This is a genomic window from Ruegeria sp. CJ3 (assembly GCF_056536725.1).
Genome location: NZ_JBQFQE010000002.1, coordinates 310454 through 329819 on the forward strand (window position 1 = coordinate 310454; position 19366 = coordinate 329819).

The 19366-nt window shown below is 61.2% G+C and carries 18 protein-coding genes; 7 read left to right on the top strand and 11 right to left on the bottom strand.

The features are described 5' to 3' along the window. The first annotated feature begins 160 nt into the window (after positions 1-160). A complete protein-coding gene (locus ACR0J1_RS04665; RefSeq protein WP_480730941.1) occupies positions 161-1312 on the top strand; it encodes a DcaP family trimeric outer membrane transporter in 1152 nt (383 codons plus the stop codon). Positions 1313-1398: 86 nt separating this feature from the next. Here ACR0J1_RS04665 and ACR0J1_RS04670 read toward each other — a convergent pair whose 3' ends face one another. From ACR0J1_RS04670 to ACR0J1_RS04680, 3 genes are all read right to left on the bottom strand, one after another. Continuing rightward, positions 1399-1752, bottom strand: coding sequence for a hypothetical protein (locus tag ACR0J1_RS04670; RefSeq protein ID WP_480730943.1), 354 nt, complete (start codon positions 1750-1752; stop codon positions 1399-1401). A gap of 127 nt (positions 1753-1879) precedes the next feature. Further along, positions 1880-2239 (bottom strand): DUF6497 family protein, encoded by a 360-nt coding sequence (locus ACR0J1_RS04675; RefSeq protein WP_480730945.1) that lies wholly within the window; start codon positions 2237-2239, stop codon positions 1880-1882. A gap of 150 nt (positions 2240-2389) precedes the next feature. Beyond that, the gene (locus tag ACR0J1_RS04680) at positions 2390-3922 is read right to left on the bottom strand and encodes an acyl-CoA carboxylase subunit beta (RefSeq protein ID WP_480730947.1); all 1533 of its coding nucleotides are present in this window, start codon (positions 3920-3922) and stop codon (positions 2390-2392) included. Between the two features lie 182 nt (positions 3923-4104). On the opposite strand from ACR0J1_RS04680, the gene ACR0J1_RS04685 reads away from it, so the two are divergent. Both ACR0J1_RS04685 and ACR0J1_RS04690 read left to right on the top strand, forming a co-directional pair. Beyond that, a complete protein-coding gene (locus ACR0J1_RS04685) occupies positions 4105-5310 on the top strand; it encodes a multidrug effflux MFS transporter (RefSeq protein ID WP_480730949.1) in 1206 nt (401 codons plus the stop codon). A 63-nt stretch (positions 5311-5373) separates the two neighbouring features. After that, positions 5374-6774, top strand: a complete 1401-nt coding sequence (locus tag ACR0J1_RS04690; RefSeq protein WP_480730951.1) for a helix-turn-helix domain-containing protein — start codon at positions 5374-5376, stop codon at positions 6772-6774. A 69-nt stretch (positions 6775-6843) separates the two neighbouring features. Here the strand turns inward: ACR0J1_RS04690 and ACR0J1_RS04695 are convergent, their stop codons facing one another. The 6 genes from ACR0J1_RS04695 to ACR0J1_RS04720 all read right to left on the bottom strand — a co-directional run bounded on the left by ACR0J1_RS04695 (position 6844) and on the right by ACR0J1_RS04720 (position 12669). Beyond that, positions 6844-7083 carry an HP1242/YdcH family protein gene (locus ACR0J1_RS04695; protein WP_480730953.1) on the bottom strand — a complete coding sequence of 80 codons (240 nt, stop codon included), beginning with the start codon at positions 7081-7083 and terminating at the stop codon, positions 6844-6846. A 124-nt stretch (positions 7084-7207) separates the two neighbouring features. Further along, complete coding sequence (gene betA, locus ACR0J1_RS04700; RefSeq protein WP_480730955.1) at positions 7208-8866, bottom strand: choline dehydrogenase; 1659 nt, start codon at positions 8864-8866, stop codon at positions 7208-7210. A gap of 89 nt (positions 8867-8955) precedes the next feature. Beyond that, the gene (gene betC / locus ACR0J1_RS04705; RefSeq protein WP_480730957.1) at positions 8956-10464 is read right to left on the bottom strand and encodes a choline-sulfatase; all 1509 of its coding nucleotides are present in this window, start codon (positions 10462-10464) and stop codon (positions 8956-8958) included. Beyond that, positions 10461-11033 carry a choline-binding transcriptional repressor BetI gene (betI, locus tag ACR0J1_RS04710; RefSeq protein ID WP_480730959.1) on the bottom strand — a complete coding sequence of 191 codons (573 nt, stop codon included), beginning with the start codon at positions 11031-11033 and terminating at the stop codon, positions 10461-10463. The genes betC and betI overlap by 4 nt, the downstream gene beginning before the upstream one ends. A 75-nt stretch (positions 11034-11108) precedes the next feature. After that, positions 11109-12029: a DMT family transporter gene (locus tag ACR0J1_RS04715; RefSeq protein WP_480730961.1), complete on the bottom strand. Its 921-nt coding sequence runs from the start codon at positions 12027-12029 to the stop codon at positions 11109-11111. Between the two features lie 40 nt (positions 12030-12069). After that, positions 12070-12669 (bottom strand): LysE/ArgO family amino acid transporter, encoded by a 600-nt coding sequence (locus ACR0J1_RS04720; RefSeq protein ID WP_480730963.1) that lies wholly within the window; start codon positions 12667-12669, stop codon positions 12070-12072. Between the two features lie 88 nt (positions 12670-12757). Between ACR0J1_RS04720 and ACR0J1_RS04725 the strand changes: the two genes are divergently transcribed. Beyond that, on the top strand, positions 12758-13645 hold the full coding sequence (locus ACR0J1_RS04725) for a LysR family transcriptional regulator ArgP (RefSeq protein ID WP_480730965.1): 888 nt from the start codon (positions 12758-12760) through the stop codon (positions 13643-13645). Here ACR0J1_RS04725 and ACR0J1_RS04730 read toward each other — a convergent pair. After that, on the bottom strand, positions 13642-14913 hold the full coding sequence (locus ACR0J1_RS04730; protein ID WP_480730966.1) for an MFS transporter: 1272 nt from the start codon (positions 14911-14913) through the stop codon (positions 13642-13644). The two genes, ACR0J1_RS04725 and ACR0J1_RS04730, sit on opposite strands and share 4 nt — an antisense overlap. A 144-nt stretch (positions 14914-15057) precedes the next feature. Further along, on the bottom strand, positions 15058-15798 hold the full coding sequence (locus ACR0J1_RS04735; RefSeq protein WP_480730968.1) for a YebC/PmpR family DNA-binding transcriptional regulator: 741 nt from the start codon (positions 15796-15798) through the stop codon (positions 15058-15060). Between the two features lie 111 nt (positions 15799-15909). On the opposite strand from ACR0J1_RS04735, the gene ACR0J1_RS04740 reads away from it, so the two are divergent. The 3 genes from ACR0J1_RS04740 (at position 15910) to ACR0J1_RS04750 (ending at position 19363) form a co-directional block, all read left to right on the top strand. Beyond that, entirely contained in the window at positions 15910-17682 is a 1773-nt protein-coding gene (locus ACR0J1_RS04740; RefSeq protein ID WP_480730970.1) for an SLC13 family permease, read from the top strand. 16 nt (positions 17683-17698) lie between these two features. Continuing rightward, complete coding sequence (locus ACR0J1_RS04745) at positions 17699-18433, top strand: glutamine amidotransferase (protein ID WP_480730971.1); 735 nt, start codon at positions 17699-17701, stop codon at positions 18431-18433. Between the two features lie 72 nt (positions 18434-18505). After that, positions 18506-19363: a bile acid:sodium symporter family protein gene (locus ACR0J1_RS04750; protein ID WP_480730973.1), complete on the top strand. Its 858-nt coding sequence runs from the start codon at positions 18506-18508 to the stop codon at positions 19361-19363. The last annotated feature ends 3 nt before the right edge of the window (positions 19364-19366 follow it).

Consider the following 19366-nt stretch of genomic DNA (forward strand, 5'->3'; position numbering starts at 1 on the left):
GCGCGTTAGTGAGGCCGATCACCGGCCCGTGAAAATGCGGCTGCAGAGGCACACATTTGCTTGAGGAATCCGGGCGATTTCCTCCCGATTTGGTGATTTCCCTCACACACGCTGGCGTGAAACGGTGTGCCTGCACACTCGCACACAAGGAAGTATCCCCATGATATTTAAGGGTAAAAGAGCCAGCCTGCTTGCTGCCAGCGCGCTTTGCGCCAGCGGTTTGCCAGCCTTGGCGCAAGATGCACAAACTCAGGCCGAACTGGACGCGCTGCGCGCTCGGGTCGAAGCGCTGGAGGCCTCCAACCCGGGATCGGGCACCGGAGATCTGCAGATCGGAAACACGTCGCTGGACGTTTACGGTTATGTCAAAGCCGACTTCTTTTATGATTTCGACTTTGATCAGGGCGACACCGCGTTCGTGAACGTGGTGGGTGAGCCTTCGGCGGCCACCAGCGGCACCTTCGGCGCCACGGTCCGTCAGTCGCGGATTGGGTTGCGCACCAATACGCCCTCGGGAATCGGTGACATTCAGGGGCAGATTGAGGTCGACGCGTTCGGCTCGGACGGCACGGCTGAATTCCGGATCCGCCACGCGAACATCAGAATCGGTGAAGAGTGGCTGATCGGTCAGTTCTGGACCAACTTCCAGCCGCTGGACACCTACCCGACCTCGGTGGAATTCAACGGCCCCGTCGGTATCGCCTTCGCGCGTGTTCCGCAGGTGCGCTACACCAACAACTCGGTCAAAAACACCAGCTTTGCTGTCTCGATCGAAGAGAATGTCGGCGGGTCGAATTCTGACGATCCGGTTTTCACCGCGTCGGCCGAGTATAACGACGGCAAATACATCGCCCGCGGCGCGCTGCTTTACGGTAAGGCCGAAAGCGGCGGAACCGAGGTCGACCAGACCGGTCTGACCCTGTCCGGTTCGGCACGTCTTTGGGAAGGTGGCCTGTTCCAGGTCAACTATGTCACCGGCGAAGCGCTCGGCCCCTGGCTGATCGGTCTGGGTGACGCGGTTGTCGGCGGCGAAGCGAATGACGTTGACGGTTTCACCGTCGAACTGCGTCAGCAACTTGGCGCCAAATGGAATGTCGGCGTAGCGTATGGTTACGAAGACTACGACCTGCCCACCTCGACCGGCACGTTGTCGTTCACCGAGCTTGAGACGATCCACGTCAACGCCTTCTATCAGGCGACCGACAGCCTGACGCTGAGCGCCGAATACATCTATGGCGAGCGGAACGACACGATCTCTGGCGACGATTTTGACGCCAGCCGTATTCAGGTTGCCGCGCAGCTCAACTTCTGAATCATGCACCGGCCCCTGCCCGTTCGCGGGCAGGGTCACACCGCAATGACCCGGCAGGGCGTTATGTGCGGTAGCGCCAAACACGATCAGCCCACACCATCGAAAATGTCCGGAAACGACTGGCGCGCCGCGTCCAGGTCAATCACCAGCAAGGCGTCATAGCTTGCCGGATCGAACGGATCCTCTGCCGCCACAACCTCGCGCCCGAACAACCAGCTAAGCCGCCCTGCGTCCAGATTTCCGCGCTCGAACGGCTGGTCTCCGAAATGCGCCCACAGCGCCTCGATAAAGGCTGCGTCTGCGCGCTTGTCGGCAGGTTTTCGGTCGCGGAACCGCTCCCGCCGGGTCAGCGGCGTCACGCCCTTGGGATTGGCGCGGCGGATGGTGAACTGAAAATCGGTACCGGCCAGACGACCGGGGAAACCACGATGCTTTAGCATGGCCGCCCCCTTTGCATCAGGGTGTTGAAAAGACATGGAAACCGGCGATCCTGCCGGGACAGAGCGATCATGTGCGCCTCCGAAACCGTGGGGTTGGGTTGGGATGCCCTGAGGAGCTGTGTCATGCTCAGAGCTCCTCCCAGATACACATGGATTGCTCCAGCCGGTAGACCTCGAAATACTGGGTAGCGTCGGGTTCCGAGGTGCCGAATTCCAGGGGCCGGTCCGAGAATGAAATCACCACGCGGGCCGGGTCCAGCGCATGCCGGGCCACGTAGGGCACGGCCAGCGTCTTGCACAAATGCTCCATGTCGATCACTGCGACATCGTGGCTGATGCGCCCCGCCGTCGACCCGATCCGGGGCGCAATGAAGCGGAACCGCAACCAAAGCTCACCCGGATTGTTGTCGAGCAGCACATTGCTGAGTTCCACCGGCTGGCCCGATGGCACCGGCAACAGGTTGTCAGCCTGCGCAGGGCTGATCATGCCCGCCGCCACGGCAGCAAGAACCAGACCCCGGACCCGCCAATGGCGGGCTCCTCCCTCCGAGGTTGGCCGCACGACGCAGAGGGTCCGTGCAATCTTATATCTGGCGAAGTGCGTCATGAAACACCGGCAGCTGGCAGTCTCTGGTTCTTACAGCGGAATGTTGTCGTGCTTTTTCCACGGGTTCTTCAACTGCTTGCCCCGCAAGCTTGCGAATGCGCGCGACACGCGGCGGCGGGTGGATTGCGGCATGATGACCTCGTCAATGAAGCCACGCTCGGCAGCAACGAAAGGATTGGCGAACCGGTCCTCATAATCCTGCGTGTGCTGCGCGATCTTCTCGGCATCGCCCAGATCGGCGCGGTGGATGATCTCGGTCGCGCCCTTGGCACCCATCACCGCGATCTCGGCAGTGGGCCAGGCATAGTTGAAATCGCCGCGCAGGTGCTTCGAGGCCATCACGTCATAGGCCCCGCCATAGGCTTTGCGGGTGATCACAGTGACCTTGGGCACCGTCGCCTCGCCATAGGCAAACAGCAGCTTCGCGCCGTGCTTGATGACGCCACCATATTCCTGGCTGGTCCCCGGCAGAAAGCCCGGCACGTCCACCAGAGTCAGGATCGGAATTTCAAAACAGTCGCAGAACCGCACGAACCGCGCCGCCTTGCGCGAACTGTCGATATCCAGACACCCTGCCAGAACCATCGGCTGATTGGCCACGACGCCAACCGTCTGCCCCTCAAGCCGGATGAAGCCAGTGATGATGTTCTTGGCATAATCTTCTTGGATCTCATAGAAATCACCCTCATCAGCCACCTTGGTGATGAGCTCTTTCATGTCGTAGGGCGTGTTCGGGTTGTCCGGGATCAGCGTATCCAGCGAGGTTTCCACCCGGTTCGGTTCGTCGAAGAACGGGCGCACGGGCGGCTTTTCGCGGTTGTTAAGCGGCAGGAAATCAACCAGACGGCGGACCTCGGCCAGAGCCTCGACATCGTTTTCGAACGCACCATCAGCGACCGAGGATTTCTTGGTATGGGTCGAGGCCCCGCCCAGTTCCTCGGCGGTCACAACCTCGTTGGTGACGGTTTTCACGACGTCAGGCCCTGTGACGAACATATAGGACGTGTCTTTGACCATGAAGATAAAGTCAGTCATCGCAGGGCTATAGACCGCGCCCCCCGCGCAGGGCCCCATGATCACGCTGATCTGCGGCACCACGCCCGAGGCCATGATGTTGCGTTGAAACACCTCGGCATATCCGGCCAACGAGGCCACGCCTCCCTGAATCCGTGCACCGCCCGAGTCGTTGATGCCGATCACAGGTGCACCGTTCTGCATCGCCATATCCATGATCTTGCAGATCTTCTGCGCGTGGGTTTCCGACAGCGAGCCCCCAAACACGGTGAAATCCTGGCTGAAGACATAGACCATACGGCCATTGATCGTGCCCCAGCCGGTGACGACGCCATCACCCGCAGGCTTTTGATTTTCCATCCCGAAATCGGTGCAACGGTGGCTGACGAACATATCGAATTCTTCGAAACTGCCTTCATCGACCAGCAGTTCGATCCGCTCGCGCGCGGTCAGCTTGCCGCGCGCGTGCTGCGCGTCGATCCGTTTCTGCCCACCGCCAAGCCGGGCGTTGGTGCGGCGATCTTCAAGCTCGGAAAGGATATCTTTCATGACGGTCGTCCCCTATGGAATTTTGCCGGACCATAACGGGGGCGGGCCACAGGCCAAAGACATTTTCGGCAAATTTGCAAACTCTCCGCAACACATCTTTCAAAAAATGCAAAATTGCTAATTAACACAACAAACCAAAACAGCCGATGGATATTTGACCGCGCAGGCTCTAAGGGTGAACCATGCAGTTCAGATCATCCTCGGTCGGGCGCACACCGCCCACGCTCGCAACCCTTGTTTTGCTGTCGGGCCTGTCGGCGCTAAGCATGAACCTGTACCTGCCCAGCCTGCCCTTTATGGCGACCTATTTTCAAACCGATTACAAGACGATGCAGTTGTCGATTGCGCTGTATCTGCTGGTCAATGCAGCGCTGCAGATCCTGATCGGCCCGCTTGCGGACAAAGCCGGGCGCAGGCCGGTCCTGCTTTGGGGGCTGGCGCTGTTCCTGCTGGCCACGCTGGGTTGCATCTACGCGCCGACGATCGAGATTTTTCTGGCCTTCCGCATGAGCCAAGCGGTGATCGTTGTGGGCATCGTCCTCAGCCGCGCCGCCGTGCGGGATATGTATGCGCAGGACAAGGCGGCCTCGATGCTGGGATATGTGACCATGGGCATGGCCGTGGTCCCGATGATCGGGCCGGCGGTCGGCGGGCTGCTGGAGGAGGCGTTCGGATGGAAAGCCAATTTCTGGTTGCCCTTCGGGCTCGCGATCCTGGCCCTGTGGCTGACCTATCAGGATTTCGGCGAGACTGCCGCGTCGAGTGGCAAAACCTTGGTGCAGCAATTCCGCGAATACCCCGAACTGCTGAGATCCCCACGCTTCTGGGGCTATTCCCTGTCGTCGGCGCTGTCCTCGGGGGCGTTCTTTGCCTATCTCGGCGGTGCGCCTTTCATCGGCACAGAGGTTTTCGGCATGACCGCAGCCGAGGTCGGCATATATTTCGGTGCCCCCGCACTTGGCTATTTTTTCGGCAACTTCATCAGCGGGCGTTATTCGGTACGCTTTGGCGTGAACCGAATGGTCCTGTGGGGCTGCTGGCTGAACGCCGCTGGCGTGATGATCTCGGCCGCCCTGTTCTTAATCGGCTGGGGCACAGCACTCAGCTTTTTCGGCCTGATGACCTTTGTCGGGCTGGGCAACGGTATGTCGATCCCCAACGCCACCGCCGGGGCCTTGTCCGTGCGCCCGCATCTGGCCGCCACTGCATCGGGGTTGAGTGGGGCGATCATGCTCGGCGGCGGCGCAGCCCTCAGCGCCTGGGCGGGTGCCTTGCTGACGCGCGAAACCGGTGCCATGCCTCTTTTGTGGTTGATGCTGGCGACTTCGATCCTGGCGATCTGCGCCATTAGCAGCGTTATCTGGCGCGAGAAGCAACTGGGCCTCTAGGCGCTTGCACAGACAGGTTTGCAAAGTTAGCCTGCAACTTCAGGAAACCTGCAAAGAACCACCATGGCCACCCAGAAACTCTATGCCGGCGCCAAACTGCGTGAAGTGCGCACACGCCTGACCCTCACGCAGAAGGAATTCGCCACAAAGCTGGGCGTTTCGCTTCCGTATCTGAACCAGATGGAGAATAACAACCGCCCGATCTCGACCACGGTTGTTCTGGCGCTGGCGCAGGAATTCGGCATGGACGTCACCGAACTCAGCACCGGTGACAGCGAACGTCTTGTCTCCGACATGCGCGAGGCGCTGGCCGATCCGGTCTTCGCCGACATGATACCACCGCTGGCCGACTTGCGCCTGACTGCTTCGAACGCCCCGGCACTCGCCCGGGCCTTTATCGAGTTGCACCGCAGCTATCGCCAGACCCACGAACGGCTCGCCTCGTTGGACGAAGCACTGGGCCGCGAAGATGCCCGCATTCAGGCCAGCCCGTGGGAAGAAGTCCGCGATTTCTTCCACTATTGCGACAATTACATCGACGCCGTAGACCGCGCCGCGGAACGCTTTGCGACCCGCGCGCAGGAGGCCGGCGGTATCCGTCAGGCCGCCCTGAACAGCCTCTCGGAACGCGGCATTCACGTGACTTTTGCCGATACCGCAACCCTGCGCAGCTACAGCGCCGCGGACAAGACGCTGCGCCTGTCTTCACGCGCGGCCCCGCAGACACAGGTGTTTCAACTGCTGCTGCAGGTGGCGCTGATCAGTCAGGACAAATTGCTCGAAGCCACGCTCGACTTCGCCCGCTTCCAAAGCGACGAGGCCCGCGCGATCGCCAAGATCGGTCTGGCCAACTACTACGCCGGGGCCTCGCTGATGCCCTATGCCGCGTTCCTGTCAGCCGCGCAGGAATATCGCCACGATCTGGAACTGCTCAGCAACCGGTTCGGAGCCTCCATCGAACAGATCGCCCACCGACTATCGACCCTGCAGCGCCCCGGGGCCAAAGGCATCCCATTCTTCTTCGTCCGCGTCGATCAGGCGGGAACCATCACCAAACGCCACTCTGCCACGCGGCTGCAATTCGCGCGCTTCGGCGGGGCCTGCCCGCTGTGGAACGTCCACCGCGCCTTCGAAACACCGGGGCATTTCCTGCAGCAACTGGCGGAAACACCCGATGGCGTCCGCTATATCTCGCTGGCCCGCGATGTCTCGAAATCCGGCGGCTCGTTCGGCGCGCCGGTGCGCCGCTACGCCATCGCCCTGGGCTGCGAGATCCGCCATGCCGAAGCGCTGGTCTATGCCGACAATCTCGACATCACCAACGCCAGCGCTTTCGAGCCTATAGGCATCTCGTGCCGCATCTGTGAACGCCAGACCTGCCATCAACGATCGGTCCCGCCGCTGGAACGCCGCCTGTCCATCGACGCCCATACCCGCGACACCCTGCCGTACGAGGTCACCTGATCTTCTTCTGTTCAAAAATACTTCGGGGGAGTCGCCAAAGGCGACGGGGGCAGAGCCCCCGCCCAACCTTCAGTCTCTTGTCAAAATCGCCCAGATTTCATCCTTGAGCACCGCGCGCTTCTTGCGCAGTTCAATCTCGGCCAAACCTTCCATCGGATCGATATTGGTTTCGGCTCGATACACGATCCGATTGACCTCATGATATTCATCTGAAAGCCGGGCAAAATGTGCATCGGTTTGCTTGAGCTGGCTCATCAGATCGACCTTGTCGGGGAACTCTTCAGCCAACTCATGCGGGGTGTCGGTCATCCTGTGTGCTCCTTTTTGGGGGTTACGTCCGAAGATTAAAGAAAGCAGCTGGAAATTGCATTGACGCCGGTCAAATCCACGGCGAAAGACGCCAGCAATCCACCGTCTGTCGACAACCTTAGCCTCAGCGCTGCGCGACGGCCCAGTCCGGGTGAATCCATGGCCGGTCATTGGCCTTTGGCAGCGTGTCACGACCCAGAAGATGATCCGAAATCTTCTCGCCCACCATGATCGAAGGCGCGTTCAGATTGCCATTCGTAATCTGCGGAAAGATCGAGCTGTCGGCGACGCGCAGTCCGTCCACCCCGATCACGCGTCCGGTCGGATCGACCACCGCATGTCTGTCATCGGCCCGTCCCATCCGGCAGGTCCCGCAGGGGTGATAGGCGCTTTCGGCATGCTCGGCGATGAAGCCATTCAACTCATCGTCACTCTGCACGGCGGCCCCCGGCTGGATTTCCTTGCCAGCAAACGGCTTGAACGCCTCCTGCCCGAAAATCTCACGGGTCAGCCGGATACAGGTGCGGAAATCCTCCCAATCCTGTTCATGACTCATATAGTTAAAACGGATCACGGGCGCGTCCTCGGCTTGCCCCGATCGCAGCGTGACGGCCCCGCGCGATGGGGATCGCATCGGGCCTACATGCGCCTGAAACCCGTGCCCCTCGGCCGCCGCCTGCCCGTCATAGCGCACCGCCATGGGCAGGAAGTGATACTGAATGTCGGGATATTCCACCCCCGGCTTCGAGCGAATGAAAGCCGCGCTTTCGAACTGGTTCGAGGCCCCAAGGCCAGTCTTGGTAAACAACCACTGCGCCCCGATCATCCCCTTACTGAACAGGTTCCAGTGTTTATAGAGCGTGATCGGCTGCAGCGAGGCCTGCTGGATATAAAGCTCCAGATGATCCTGCAGGTTGGCCCCGACGCCGGGTCGATCCGCGACCACCTCGATCCCATGCTCGGCCAGATGCGCCGCCGGACCGATGCCCGACAGCATCAGCAGCTTGGGCGAGTTGATCGACGAGGCCGCCAGCACGACCTCGCGCCGCGCCCGAATGACCTCGCGCTTGCCGCCGCGGATCAGTTCGACTCCGGCGGCCCGCCCATCTTCGATGACGACACGCGATGCCAAGCCCCGGATCACCTCACAATTGTCCCGCTTGAGCGCGGGCTTGAGATAAGCATTGGCCGCCGACCAGCGCCGCCCTTTCCAGACGGTCTGCTCCATCGGGCCAAAGCCCTCTTGTTTTTCACCGTTATAGTCGCCGGTCACCTCGTATCCGGCCTGCTGCCCGGCATCTACAAAGGCCTTGAACAGAGGATTTTCGCGTGGGCCGCGAGAGACATGCAGCGGCCCGTCGGTCCCGCGCCATGTAGAATCTCCTCCGTGGCCGCCATCGTGCCAGGTCTCCATCCGTTTGTAATAGGGCAGCACGTCGGCATAAGACCATCCATCCGCGCCCATCTCGGCCCAGGTATCGAAGTCGCGCGCGTGACCACGCACATAGACCATCCCGTTGATCGAGGACGACCCGCCGATCACCTTCCCCCTCGGGCAAGCCAGACGGCGGTTGTTCAGATGCGGCTCGGGCTCGGATTTGTAGCCCCAGTCATAGCGCGACATATTCATCGGATAACTCAGCGCCGCCGGCATCTGGATGAACGGCCCCGCGTCGGTACCGCCATGTTCGATCACCAGAACCGAGGCCCCCGCCTCGCTGAGCCGATAGGCCATCGCGCAGCCGGCGGACCCTGCGCCTACGATGACAAAATCTGCTTCCATGCTCGTGTCTCCGGTTCCGCGCGGGGCAAGATTTTTCGTCGAAAAATCTCTGCGCCTCCGGCGGGAGTATTTGCAAAAAGATGAAGAGGTTATTCGCCGCGCGGGAAGCGCTGGCTTTCCTCGACGGTGTTCAGGTCCATGTGGTTGCGCATGTAGCGCTCGGACGCTTTCTGCAGCGGCTGATAGTCCCACGGGTAATATCCACCCTGTCGCAGCGCCTCATAGACCACCCAGCGCCTGGCCTGACTGGCCCGGATTTCGGCGTCGAAGCGGTCGAGGTCCCAGCGAGCCTCGGACTTGGCCCTGAGAGTCTGCAACGTCCCGGCGTGTTCGGGCGCGTCGGCGAGGTTGGTTAACTCATGAGGATCGGTCAAAAGGTCGAAGAGTTGATCCGGGTCGAGCGCGCAACGGTTGTACTTCCATTTGCCATAACGTAGCGAGACCAGCGGCGCATAAGACGCCTCTGCCGCGTATTCCATTGCAACGGGAGCGGTACGTTCAACGCCCTGCGCAAGCGGTACAAGGTCTTCACCATCGGTCCAGGGGGCGATCTCGGCCATATCAACACCTGCGAGCGATCCCAGAGTCGGTGTTACATCAATAGTGGACACCGGCGTGTCGATACGCCCCGCGGGCAGGTCCGGAGCCGCGATCATCAACGGCACGCGCGCCGAACCTTCATAGAAGTTCATCTTGAACCACAAACCCCGTTCACCCAGCATGTCGCCGTGATCCGAGACGAAGAGGATGATCGCCTCTTGCCGCGTGGTCTCCAGCACCTCGAGGATTTCACCGATCTTGTCGTCAAGATAAGAGATATTGGCGAAATAGGCGCGGCGGGATTTGCGGATGTCTTCCCGTGTGATGTCAAAACTGCGCCAGTCATTGGCGTCGAAAATGCGTTTGGAATGCGGATCCTGATTATCATAGCCAAGGTCCGCGACATCGGGTTCAAGATGCTCGCAATCCTCGTAGAGGTCCCAGTATTTGCGTCGGGCCACATAGGGGTCATGTGGGTGTGTAAAGCTGGCGGTTACACACCACGGACGGTCATCGTTACCCCGCGCCAAGTCATAAAGCTTGGCCTTGGCGTGATAGGCGACCTCGTCGTCATATTCCATCTGGTTCGAGATTTCAGCGACGCCCGCGCCCGTCACCGAACCCATGTTGTGATACCACCAATCGATCCGCTCACCCGGTTTGCGGTAGTCGGGCGTCCAGCCAAAATCGGCAGGATAGATATCGGTGGTTAGGCGGTCCTCGAACCCATGCATCTGGTCGGGCCCGACGAAATGCATCTTGCCCGAAAGGCAGGTGTAGTAGCCCGCGCGGCGCAGATGATGGGCGTATGTAGGAATATCGCTACGGAACTCAGCCGCGTTGTCATAGACCCCGGTGCGCGAGGGCAACTGGCCGGACATGAAACTGGCCCGACCGGGCGCGCACAGGGGCGATGCGGTGTAGGCGTTGGCAAAACGGGTCGATCGCTCGGCCAGCTTCTTCAGGTTCGGCGCATGAAGCCAGTCGGCGGGACCGTCAGGAAAGAGCGTTCCGTTCAGCTGATCCACCATCAGGATCAGAATGTTGGGTTGTGTCATTTTTCGGCCTCGAGAAAGGTCGCCAGGACGCGCTGGGCGTGGTTTACCGCCAGTTGCGGCTCTTGCGGGGCGTTCAGGGCCGCGTGGATATACAGCCCATCGATCAGCGCGATCATGTCTTCCGCCGCCTCGACCGGGTTCCGCATCAGCGGACGCAGAGCGTCGATCAGGTTTGACCGGATGCGACCCTGATAAATCTGCCAAAGGCGCAGCGCGTCATCATTGGTTTGCGCCAGCACATAAAAGCTCATCCAGGCGGCGATCACGTCCGGCGTGAAACAGGACGGTGCAAAACAGGCGCGGATGATCGCCTGCCCGCGCTCCTCTGGTTTCGCGGTCGCTAGCTGCGCGCGTGCCTCGGCTCCGAAATCCGACAGGATACGGCGCATTGCGGCCAGAAAAATCTGCTCTTTCCCGCCGAAATAGTGATGGGCCAGCGCGCTGGACATGCCCGCACGTTTGGCGATCTGGCTGACGGTCACGTCGAGGGATTTCTGCACTCCAAGTTCGGCGATCGTCGCCTTGACGATCGCATCGCGCCGGATCGGTTCCATTCCGAGTTTCGGCATCTCTGCCCCTCTGCCACATCTGTTGCTGCAGAAAAGCTAAGACGTTTTTATTGACCCGTCAATCAATAACCTTTTTCAACGTGCCGCGGGCGGGCTTTCAGACCCTTGCGCAGGCGTCGGCGGCCTGCGCATGATCCGGGCTTCGCGCCAGGTGATGAAGCTGAGCGCGCCCAGGATCAAGCTGCCCCCCGCGATAACCCAGCCGTCAATGCCTTCGTGAAACACCATCGCCCCTAGCAGCGTTGCCCAGATCAATTGCAGGAAGGTCACCGGCTGGGTCACCGCAACGGGTGCGGCCTGTAGGGCCAAAGTCATGAAGTAATGCCCGGCGGTCGCAAAACTGGCGACGACGAACAAAATCCCCATGTCGCGCAGGCTGGGCGGCTGCCACACTGCGATGGCAAAGGGGATCAGTGCAAGCGTCACCCAGATCGACAGATGCGCCACCACGACCGAGGGTCGGATGTCGCGCACCAACACCTTGGCCAGCAGGTAAGACCCGCCCAGCGCCAGCGTTGTACCCAGCATCGCAAGATGGCCGGGCAGCACCTCTTTGAAACCGGGGCGCAGAATGATCAGCACTCCGATCAGGGCCACACCGATGGCGGCGATCCGGCGAAAGGCCAGCTTTTCGCCCAGAAACAAAGCCGCGCCCAGCGTCACGTAAACCGGGGTCAGGTAGTTCATCGCCGTCACCTCGGCCAGAGGGATGCGGGTCATGGCGAAGAACCACAACATTACGGCAACGGCGTGGATCACCCCACGCAGGCCAAACAAGGTCAGGCTGCGGCGCGTCAGAGGGGTGTCGAGGATCGCGCGCAGGGCGGGTAGCAGGAAGACCAGCCCGAACACATAGCGCAGGAACGCAGCCTGTATCGGGTTCATACTGGTCCCGAGGATTTTCACCAGCGCATTCATCCCCACAAAAGACAGACCTGCCGCCAGCATCCAGAACATGCCGGTCAGAGGGCGATAACTGTGGTCGGGTGAAGTCATACAAAAGGTTGAACACCGGATTCCTGCCGGGAACAACCCTTCACATGATAACAAGTTTCGCAGCGATCAGCAGCATCACCACGCCGATCACCACATCCAGCGCCTGCCACGCGCGCGGGCGGGTGAACACAGGCGACAGAACCCGCGCGCCGTAGCCCAGCGAGAAGAAAAACACAAAGCTGGAGGTGACCGCCCCAATTCCAAAGGCCAGCCGGTCGTCATATTGCGCCGAGATCGAACCGATTAGCACCACCGTATCCAGATAGACATGCGGGTTCAGCCAGGTGAAGGCCAGTACGGTCAACAACGCCGCGCGCAGGCTGGTGACCTGCCCCCCGCCCAGTTCCATCGCCGCACCGCCCTGCAGAGCAGACCGGAAGCTGCGCAAAGCGTACCACGTCAGAAACACCGCACCGCCATAGCGCATCACGGTCTCAAACCACGGCACAGCCTGCGCCAGCGTGCCAAAGCCAGAGACGCCGGCGGCGATCAGGATCGCGTCTGAGACCGCGCAGGTCAGGCACAGCACAAAGACATGCTCGCGCCGCAGACCCTGCCGCAGGACAAAGGCGTTCTGGGCTCCGATGGCAAGGATCAGACTGAAGCCGAGCGCGAACCCGGCGATCATGGATGGGAACATGCGACCTCCTTGTGAGTCTGCGCCGTTGACTACAGGCTGCGGGAAGCCCTATCAAATTAAAGATACTAACTAAAATTAAGTTGTGCTAATGCTGCTCGACCCACATCACCTGTCCGCCCTTTCCGCCATCCTGCGTCATGGCAGCTTTGATGCGGCGGCGGCGGAACTGGCGGTGACGCCCTCGGCCATTTCCCAACGGATCAAAGCGCTTGAGGATCGGGTGGGTGCCGCTTTGATCAAGCGCGGCACGCCCTGCACCGGAACCCCCACGGGGTTGCGGATTGCCCGGCACGCAGAAGATATCGGTCTGCTTGAAGCCCAACTGTCGCGCGAGATCACGCTGGATCAGCGCGCGGGCCCGGCGCGCGTGCGGGTCGCGGTACCGGCTGATGTTCTGGCCACGTGGTTCGTCGATGCCATGGCGCAGACAAGCGAAATGCTGTTCGATCTGGTCATCGACGATCAGGACCATTCCGTCGGCTGGTTGCGGCGGGGCGAGGTCAGCGCCGCGATCACAGTCGGTGGCCAGCCGGTCACGGGTTGCGACGCGCTGGCGCTTGGAACGCTGCGCTACCTGCCGACAGCAAGTCCCAATTTCATGCGCAGGTGGTTTTCGGACGGTGTCTCGGACCACACCCTGTCCCGCGCGCCGTGCCTGATCTTCAACCGCAAGGACAATCTGCAAAAGACATGGCTGGCGGCGCATACGGGCAACCGGATCTCTCCGCCCTCGCATTTCCTGCCCTCCTCGCAGGGCTTTGTCGAAGCCGCCATCGCAGGGCTGGGATGGGGCATGAACCCCGAGGGGCTGGTCCGCGGCGCGATCGCAGATGGGCGACTGGTCGAGGTCCTTCCTGACGCCCCGCTGGACGTCGCGCTAACATGGCAGATCGGACGGGTTCTGGCGCCGGCGCTGGCCCCGCTGACACAAGCGGTCCGGCGCGCAGCGGCTGACGTGCTGATCCCGCCGGGTTAGGCCTGCGATACCGCAGGTTTTGGCGGCTGCACGATGCGATAGCAGGCAAAAGCCGCCCAGAAACTGACCAGCACGATGAACACGATGGCCGAGGCGACCTCGTGCAGATGCGCCACGCCCGCCATCGCCGCCGACAGGATCACCCCGGCCAGCCGGCAGATCGCCTTGATCGCCGCCGCCCCCTGCACGCGCTGATCCTTGGGGGCGACGTCCAGAAAATACAGCTTGCGCGCGCTGGCGATCCCGGTGGCTGCGACTGAGACCACAAATAGCGAGATGGCGTGCAGATGGATCGTGTGATCGAGGTCCAGATAGTGAAAGCTCAACAACACGATCCCAGTCACGGCGACCATCAGGTTGCCGGTCACCATCACCGCACGATGGGATTTCAGGTTCACGGCCTGCCACAACGGAGCCGAGACCAGGTAACCCGACGCCGATGAGATGATCATCGCGGTCAACCCTTTGGCTGACGTGTGATGCGCCTCGGCCGCGATCAATGCAAAGAACGGGACGGACAGAGCGACGACGACCAGCGGCAGGCGCATCACCATGTAGCGCCGGAACCACTGCTGTTCGAACATGCTGACAATGCCCGAGATGATTTCGCGCAGGGATTGGCGGGGTCTCTTATCCGGTTGCGGGGTTTTGTCCTCGGGCGCGATTTCGGCCATGCCCAGAATGCACAGTGCCGAGAACAGGAAGAACACAACCGACGCAATGATCACAGCTGAATGACGCGAGAAGGGCGGGTTTTCCTTGGTGATCTCGTGCAGCAGCAACGCCAGCCCGATCGCGCCCAGCCCCCCTGCCCCAAGCTGAACGTAGTGGATGATCATCCGGGATTTTGACTTCAGGTGATCTCCGAACAGGTCGGACAGCATCAAGGATTGGCTTTCCTCGATCAGCCCGATCAGGAAGAAGGCTGTCACAAAGGCAATGGCGGTCATGGATACGCTGCCGGTGGCCGCGATCAGCAGGGCCATCAACAGGCAGCCCCCGATGCCTATTTCAGTCAGGGCGATGCCGCGTTTCTTGCGCGCCTGCGCGGCGATGGGGCGGGCAAAGAACACGTCCGAAATCATGCTGCCGACCATGCGGATCGACACCAGCGCCCCGGCCAGAAACATGGGCAGTTCCAGTGAAACCGCCAGAAACGGCAGGACGACCGAGGGGCTGCCCAGCGTCCATGCCACCTGCGACAGGATGCTTTGCCCGGCCAGAACCGGCACATTGCGCCGCCCCGGATCAGTTGTTTTGGATGCCATCTGCGTTTGCCCTATGCCGCGTGGATCGCGGTGTTTTCCCTGTTGCAAAGAACTGTATAGGGGCAAACTTTGCGGGCCAAGCCCCCCTGAAAACGCAAAAACCCGGCTCGGGGGCCGGGTTTCCGGTTTGGATCTGGCCCCGCGTTAAAGCTGCGCCATGACCTCGTCGGTGGCCTCAAAGTTCGTGGTCACGCGCTGCACGTCATCGTCATCTTCCAGCGCATCCACCAGCTTCATCAGCTTTTGCATGTCTTCCAGACCCAGTTCCGTGGTGGTGGTCGGCCTCCAGACCAGCTTGGTGGCCTCGGATTCGCCCAGGGCACCTTCGAGCGCGTTCGACACATCATTCAGATCGGTATCGGCGCACCAGATAATATGACCGTCTTCCGAGCTTTCGACGTCTTCGGCCCCGGCCTCGATGGCGGCCTCAAGGATGGTGTCCGCATCACCTGCGTCGACCGGATATACAACCTCGCCCTTGCGTTCGAACATGAACCCGACCGAGCCAGTTTCACCCAGATTGCCGCCATTTTTGGAAAAGGTAGACCGCACGGTCGAGGCCGTCCGGTTGCGGTTGTCGGTCATAGTTTCGACGATGACCGCTACGCCATTGGGGCCATAGCCCTCATACCGGATCTCTTCGTATTCATCGCCTTCACCGGCCACCGATTTCTTGATCGCGCGATCGATCACGTCCTTGGGTACCGAGTTCGACTTGGCCTCTTTCACCGCCAGACGCAGGCGTGGATTCTTGTCGGGATCGGGGTCGCCCATCTTGGCGGCCACGGTGATCTCTTTCGACAGCTTGGAAAACAGTTTGGACCGCGCGGCGTCCTGACGTCCCTTGCGGTGCTGGATATTGGCCCATTTTGAGTGGCCTGCCATGGTGCGTCCTCGTCATTCGTGATTGCGTGTTCGGCGCTCATATAGACGTTTGCGGGGGATGGGATCAAGAGACCGGCTTGCTCCGCCTTCGCCTGAGGCTATGGTGGCGGTATGACGACAGATCAGATCATTCTTTTTTCCCTTTTCATCGCCGTGTTCGGAATGCTGCTGTGGGGGCGGTTCCGCTATGATCTTGTGGCCTTTACCGCGCTGATGGTTGCGGTGACGCTGGGCGTGGTGCCCGTAGATCGTGCCTTTGCAGGGTTTGGGCACCCCGCCACAATCATTGTCGCCTTGGTGCTGGTGGTGTCAGCCGGTCTGGTGCGCTCGGGCGCGGTGTTCATGATTACGCGAACGTTGGTGGATGCCTCGCGGGGCCTCGGCGCCCACATCGCGCTGATGGGCGGGATCGGAGCGGTTCTGTCAGCCTTCATGAACAACGTCGCGGCGCTGGCGCTGCTGATGCCGGTTGATATCCAAACCGCCCGCAAGGCGGCGCGCCCGGTCGGTCTGTCGCTGATGCCGCTCAGCTTTGCGACGATCCTTGGGGGAATGGCGACGCTGATCGGGACGCCGCCGAACATCATCATCGCCTCGATCCGAGCCGAAACGCTGGGTGAGCCGTTTCATATGTTCGATTTCGCCCCCGTGGGCGGGATCGCGGCCATTGCCGGTCTGGCCTTTGTCGCGCTGATCGGTTGGCGTCTGATCCCCAACCGTGGCGTGCAGCAAGAAACATCCGAAGTGCTAGCCGAATACATCGCCGAACTGACCATCCCGCCCGAGTCGCCCCACATCGGCAAGCGGGTCAGCGAACTCTATGAGGCCGCCGAGAAGTCCGACGTTGCGATCATCGGCCTGATCCGCGATGGCAAACGCCGCTATGGCCGTTCGACCCACACCTCGCTGCGTGAAGGTGATGCGCTCGTGCTTGAGGCGCGGCCCGAGGCGCTGGATGAGTTTCGCGCTGCGCTCAATTTGAATTTCTCTGATACTCGGCGGCAGGAGGTGCTGACCGCCGAGGGCGACGGACTGGAGGTGATCGAGGTTGTCGCCCCCGAAAGCGCCCGCATCACCGGGCGCACGGCACAAGCGCTTGGGTTGGCCTGGCGGCAAAGCACAGTGCTGATGGGTATCTCCCGTCAGGGGCGGCGCATCACCGAACAGGTCCGCAAGACGGAGGTTGAGGCCGGGGACATCCTGCTGTTGCTCTGCCCACGCGACCGCAGCGCCGATGTGACCGAATGGCTGGGCTGTTTGCCACTGGCTGAACGCGGATTGAATGTGACCGCTAACGACAAGGCGTGGCTGGCGATTGGTCTGTTCGCCGCCGCCGTGCTGGCCGCCAGTATCGGGCTGATCTATCTGCCCATCGCTTTGGGCTTGGTCGTTGTGGCCTATGTGCTGACCAAGATCATGCCCATCGCCGATATCTACAATCACATCGAATGGCCCGTGGTGGTTCTGCTTGGGTCCATGATCCCACTGGGCAGCGCCTTGGAGACCTCAGGCGGCACAGAGCTTATCGCCAACGTGCTAATCCAACTGACAAACGGACTGCCCGCATGGGCCATCCTGACCGTGCTGATGGTGGTCACCATGACCCTGTCGGATGTGCTGAACAACACCGCAACCGCCATCGTCGCCGCCCCCGTCGGAATCCAGATGGCGCGCACGCTTGAGGTCTCGCCCGACCCGTTCCTGATGACGGTGGCCGTGGCGGCCTCGGCGGCGTTCCTGACGCCGATCGGACACAAGAACAACACGCTGGTGCTTGGTCCCGGAGGCTATCATTTCGGCGACTACTGGCGCATGGGTCTGCCGCTGGAGATTTTGATCATCGCCGTTTCGATCCCCTCGATCCTTGTGTTCTGGCCGCTTTGACGGGTAAAGGCAGCGCATGAAACGCTTTCTAATCCTGCAACTGCGCCCGGAAACCGATGCCTCGGATGCCGAGTATGCCTCGATCCTGGACAAAACCGGCCTCAGCCCCGCGCAGACCCACCGCATCCGACTGGATTGCGAGGACCTGCCCGAAGGGTTGAATGTCACCGACTATGCCGGCGTCATAGTGGGTGGCGGACCGGGCTGCGTCAGTGACGATCCGGCCAGCAAACCCGCGCTGGACGCAAAAATCGAAGGCGCGATCATGGGGCTGATGCCGCAGATCACCGCGCGGGATCATCCATTCATGGGCTGCTGCTATGGCTTGGGCATCCTGACCGCGCATCTGGGTGGCGACGTCAGCAAGCGGCAATATGGTGAGCCGGTTGGCCCATCCGATTGCCGCCTGACCGACGAAGGCGCGCAAGACCCGCTGACTGCTGGGCTGCAACCGGAATTCGAGGCCTTTGTCGGCCATAAAGAAGCCGTGCAATCCCTACCCGATGGCTGCGTGCATCTGGTGGCCTCGGACCCCTGCCCGTTCCAGATGATCCGCTGGGGGCAGAACGTCTATGCCACGCAGTTCCACCCCGAGGCGGACGCGCATGATTTCGAAGAACGCATCCATATCTACAAGGATCACGGCTATTTCCCGCCCGAAGATGCGCAAGGCCTGATCGATATGTGCCACGCCGCCGACGTCACCCAACCGGGCAAAATCCTGCGTCGGTTTGCGCAACGCTACGGGTGACCCAACGGAGCGGTTGCCTGATCCACGACCCCTCGCATAGGCTGGCCCGAACGGCTTTGGGAGGAGTTGTTCTTGGACCTGCTAATCAATGTCGGCCTGCCGCTTTCGCTGGCCATTATCATGCTGTCTCTGGGCGTCGGGCTTGAGGTAGCCGACTTTCGCCGCGTCCTGACCCGAGGCTTCCCCTTTGCCATCGGCGCGGTCAGCCAAGTGGTGTTGATCCCGCTAGCCGCGTTTGTCACCGTCAAACTGTTCGCCCTGCCGCCCGAGATCGCCGTGGGCGTCATGCTGCTCAGTTTCTGCCCCGGTGGAGTGACAAGCAACATCTTGGCGAAATTCGCCAAAGGCGATGTGGCCCTATCGGTCAGCCTGACCGCCGTCATCAGCCTGTTGTCCATCGTGACCGTCCCGGTACTGGCTGCGTGGTCCATCGACCATTTCATGGGCGAGGCCGCGCCCGACGTATCGATCAGCACGCTGGCGACGGCGCTGTTCCTGATCACCACCCTGCCCGTCGCCATCGGCGTCAGCATTCGCCGCTTTGCAACAAGCTTTGCGATACGCGTCGACGGACCACTGTCGACGCTTGCATCGGTTCTGTTCGTTCTGATCGTTGCCGCCGCTCTGGCCGGAAACTGGCAGTTTTTCATCACCAATCTCAGCTCGATCGGGGCGGCCCTGATCGCGCTGAACATATTCCTGTTGCTGGCCGGGTTGGGGCTGGCCCGCGCGGCCAAGCTGCCTTGGGGCGAGGCGAAGACAATCTCGGTCGAAACCGGCATTCAGAATTCGGCGATGGGGATCACGCTGGCGGCGCTGATCACCGGCACGACAACCGGTTTCAGCCCTCTGGCCGTCCCGGCCGCCGTCTATGGGATCACCATGTATGTGGTCGTCACCCCCTTCATCCTCTGGTTCCGCAGCCGCTGAAAG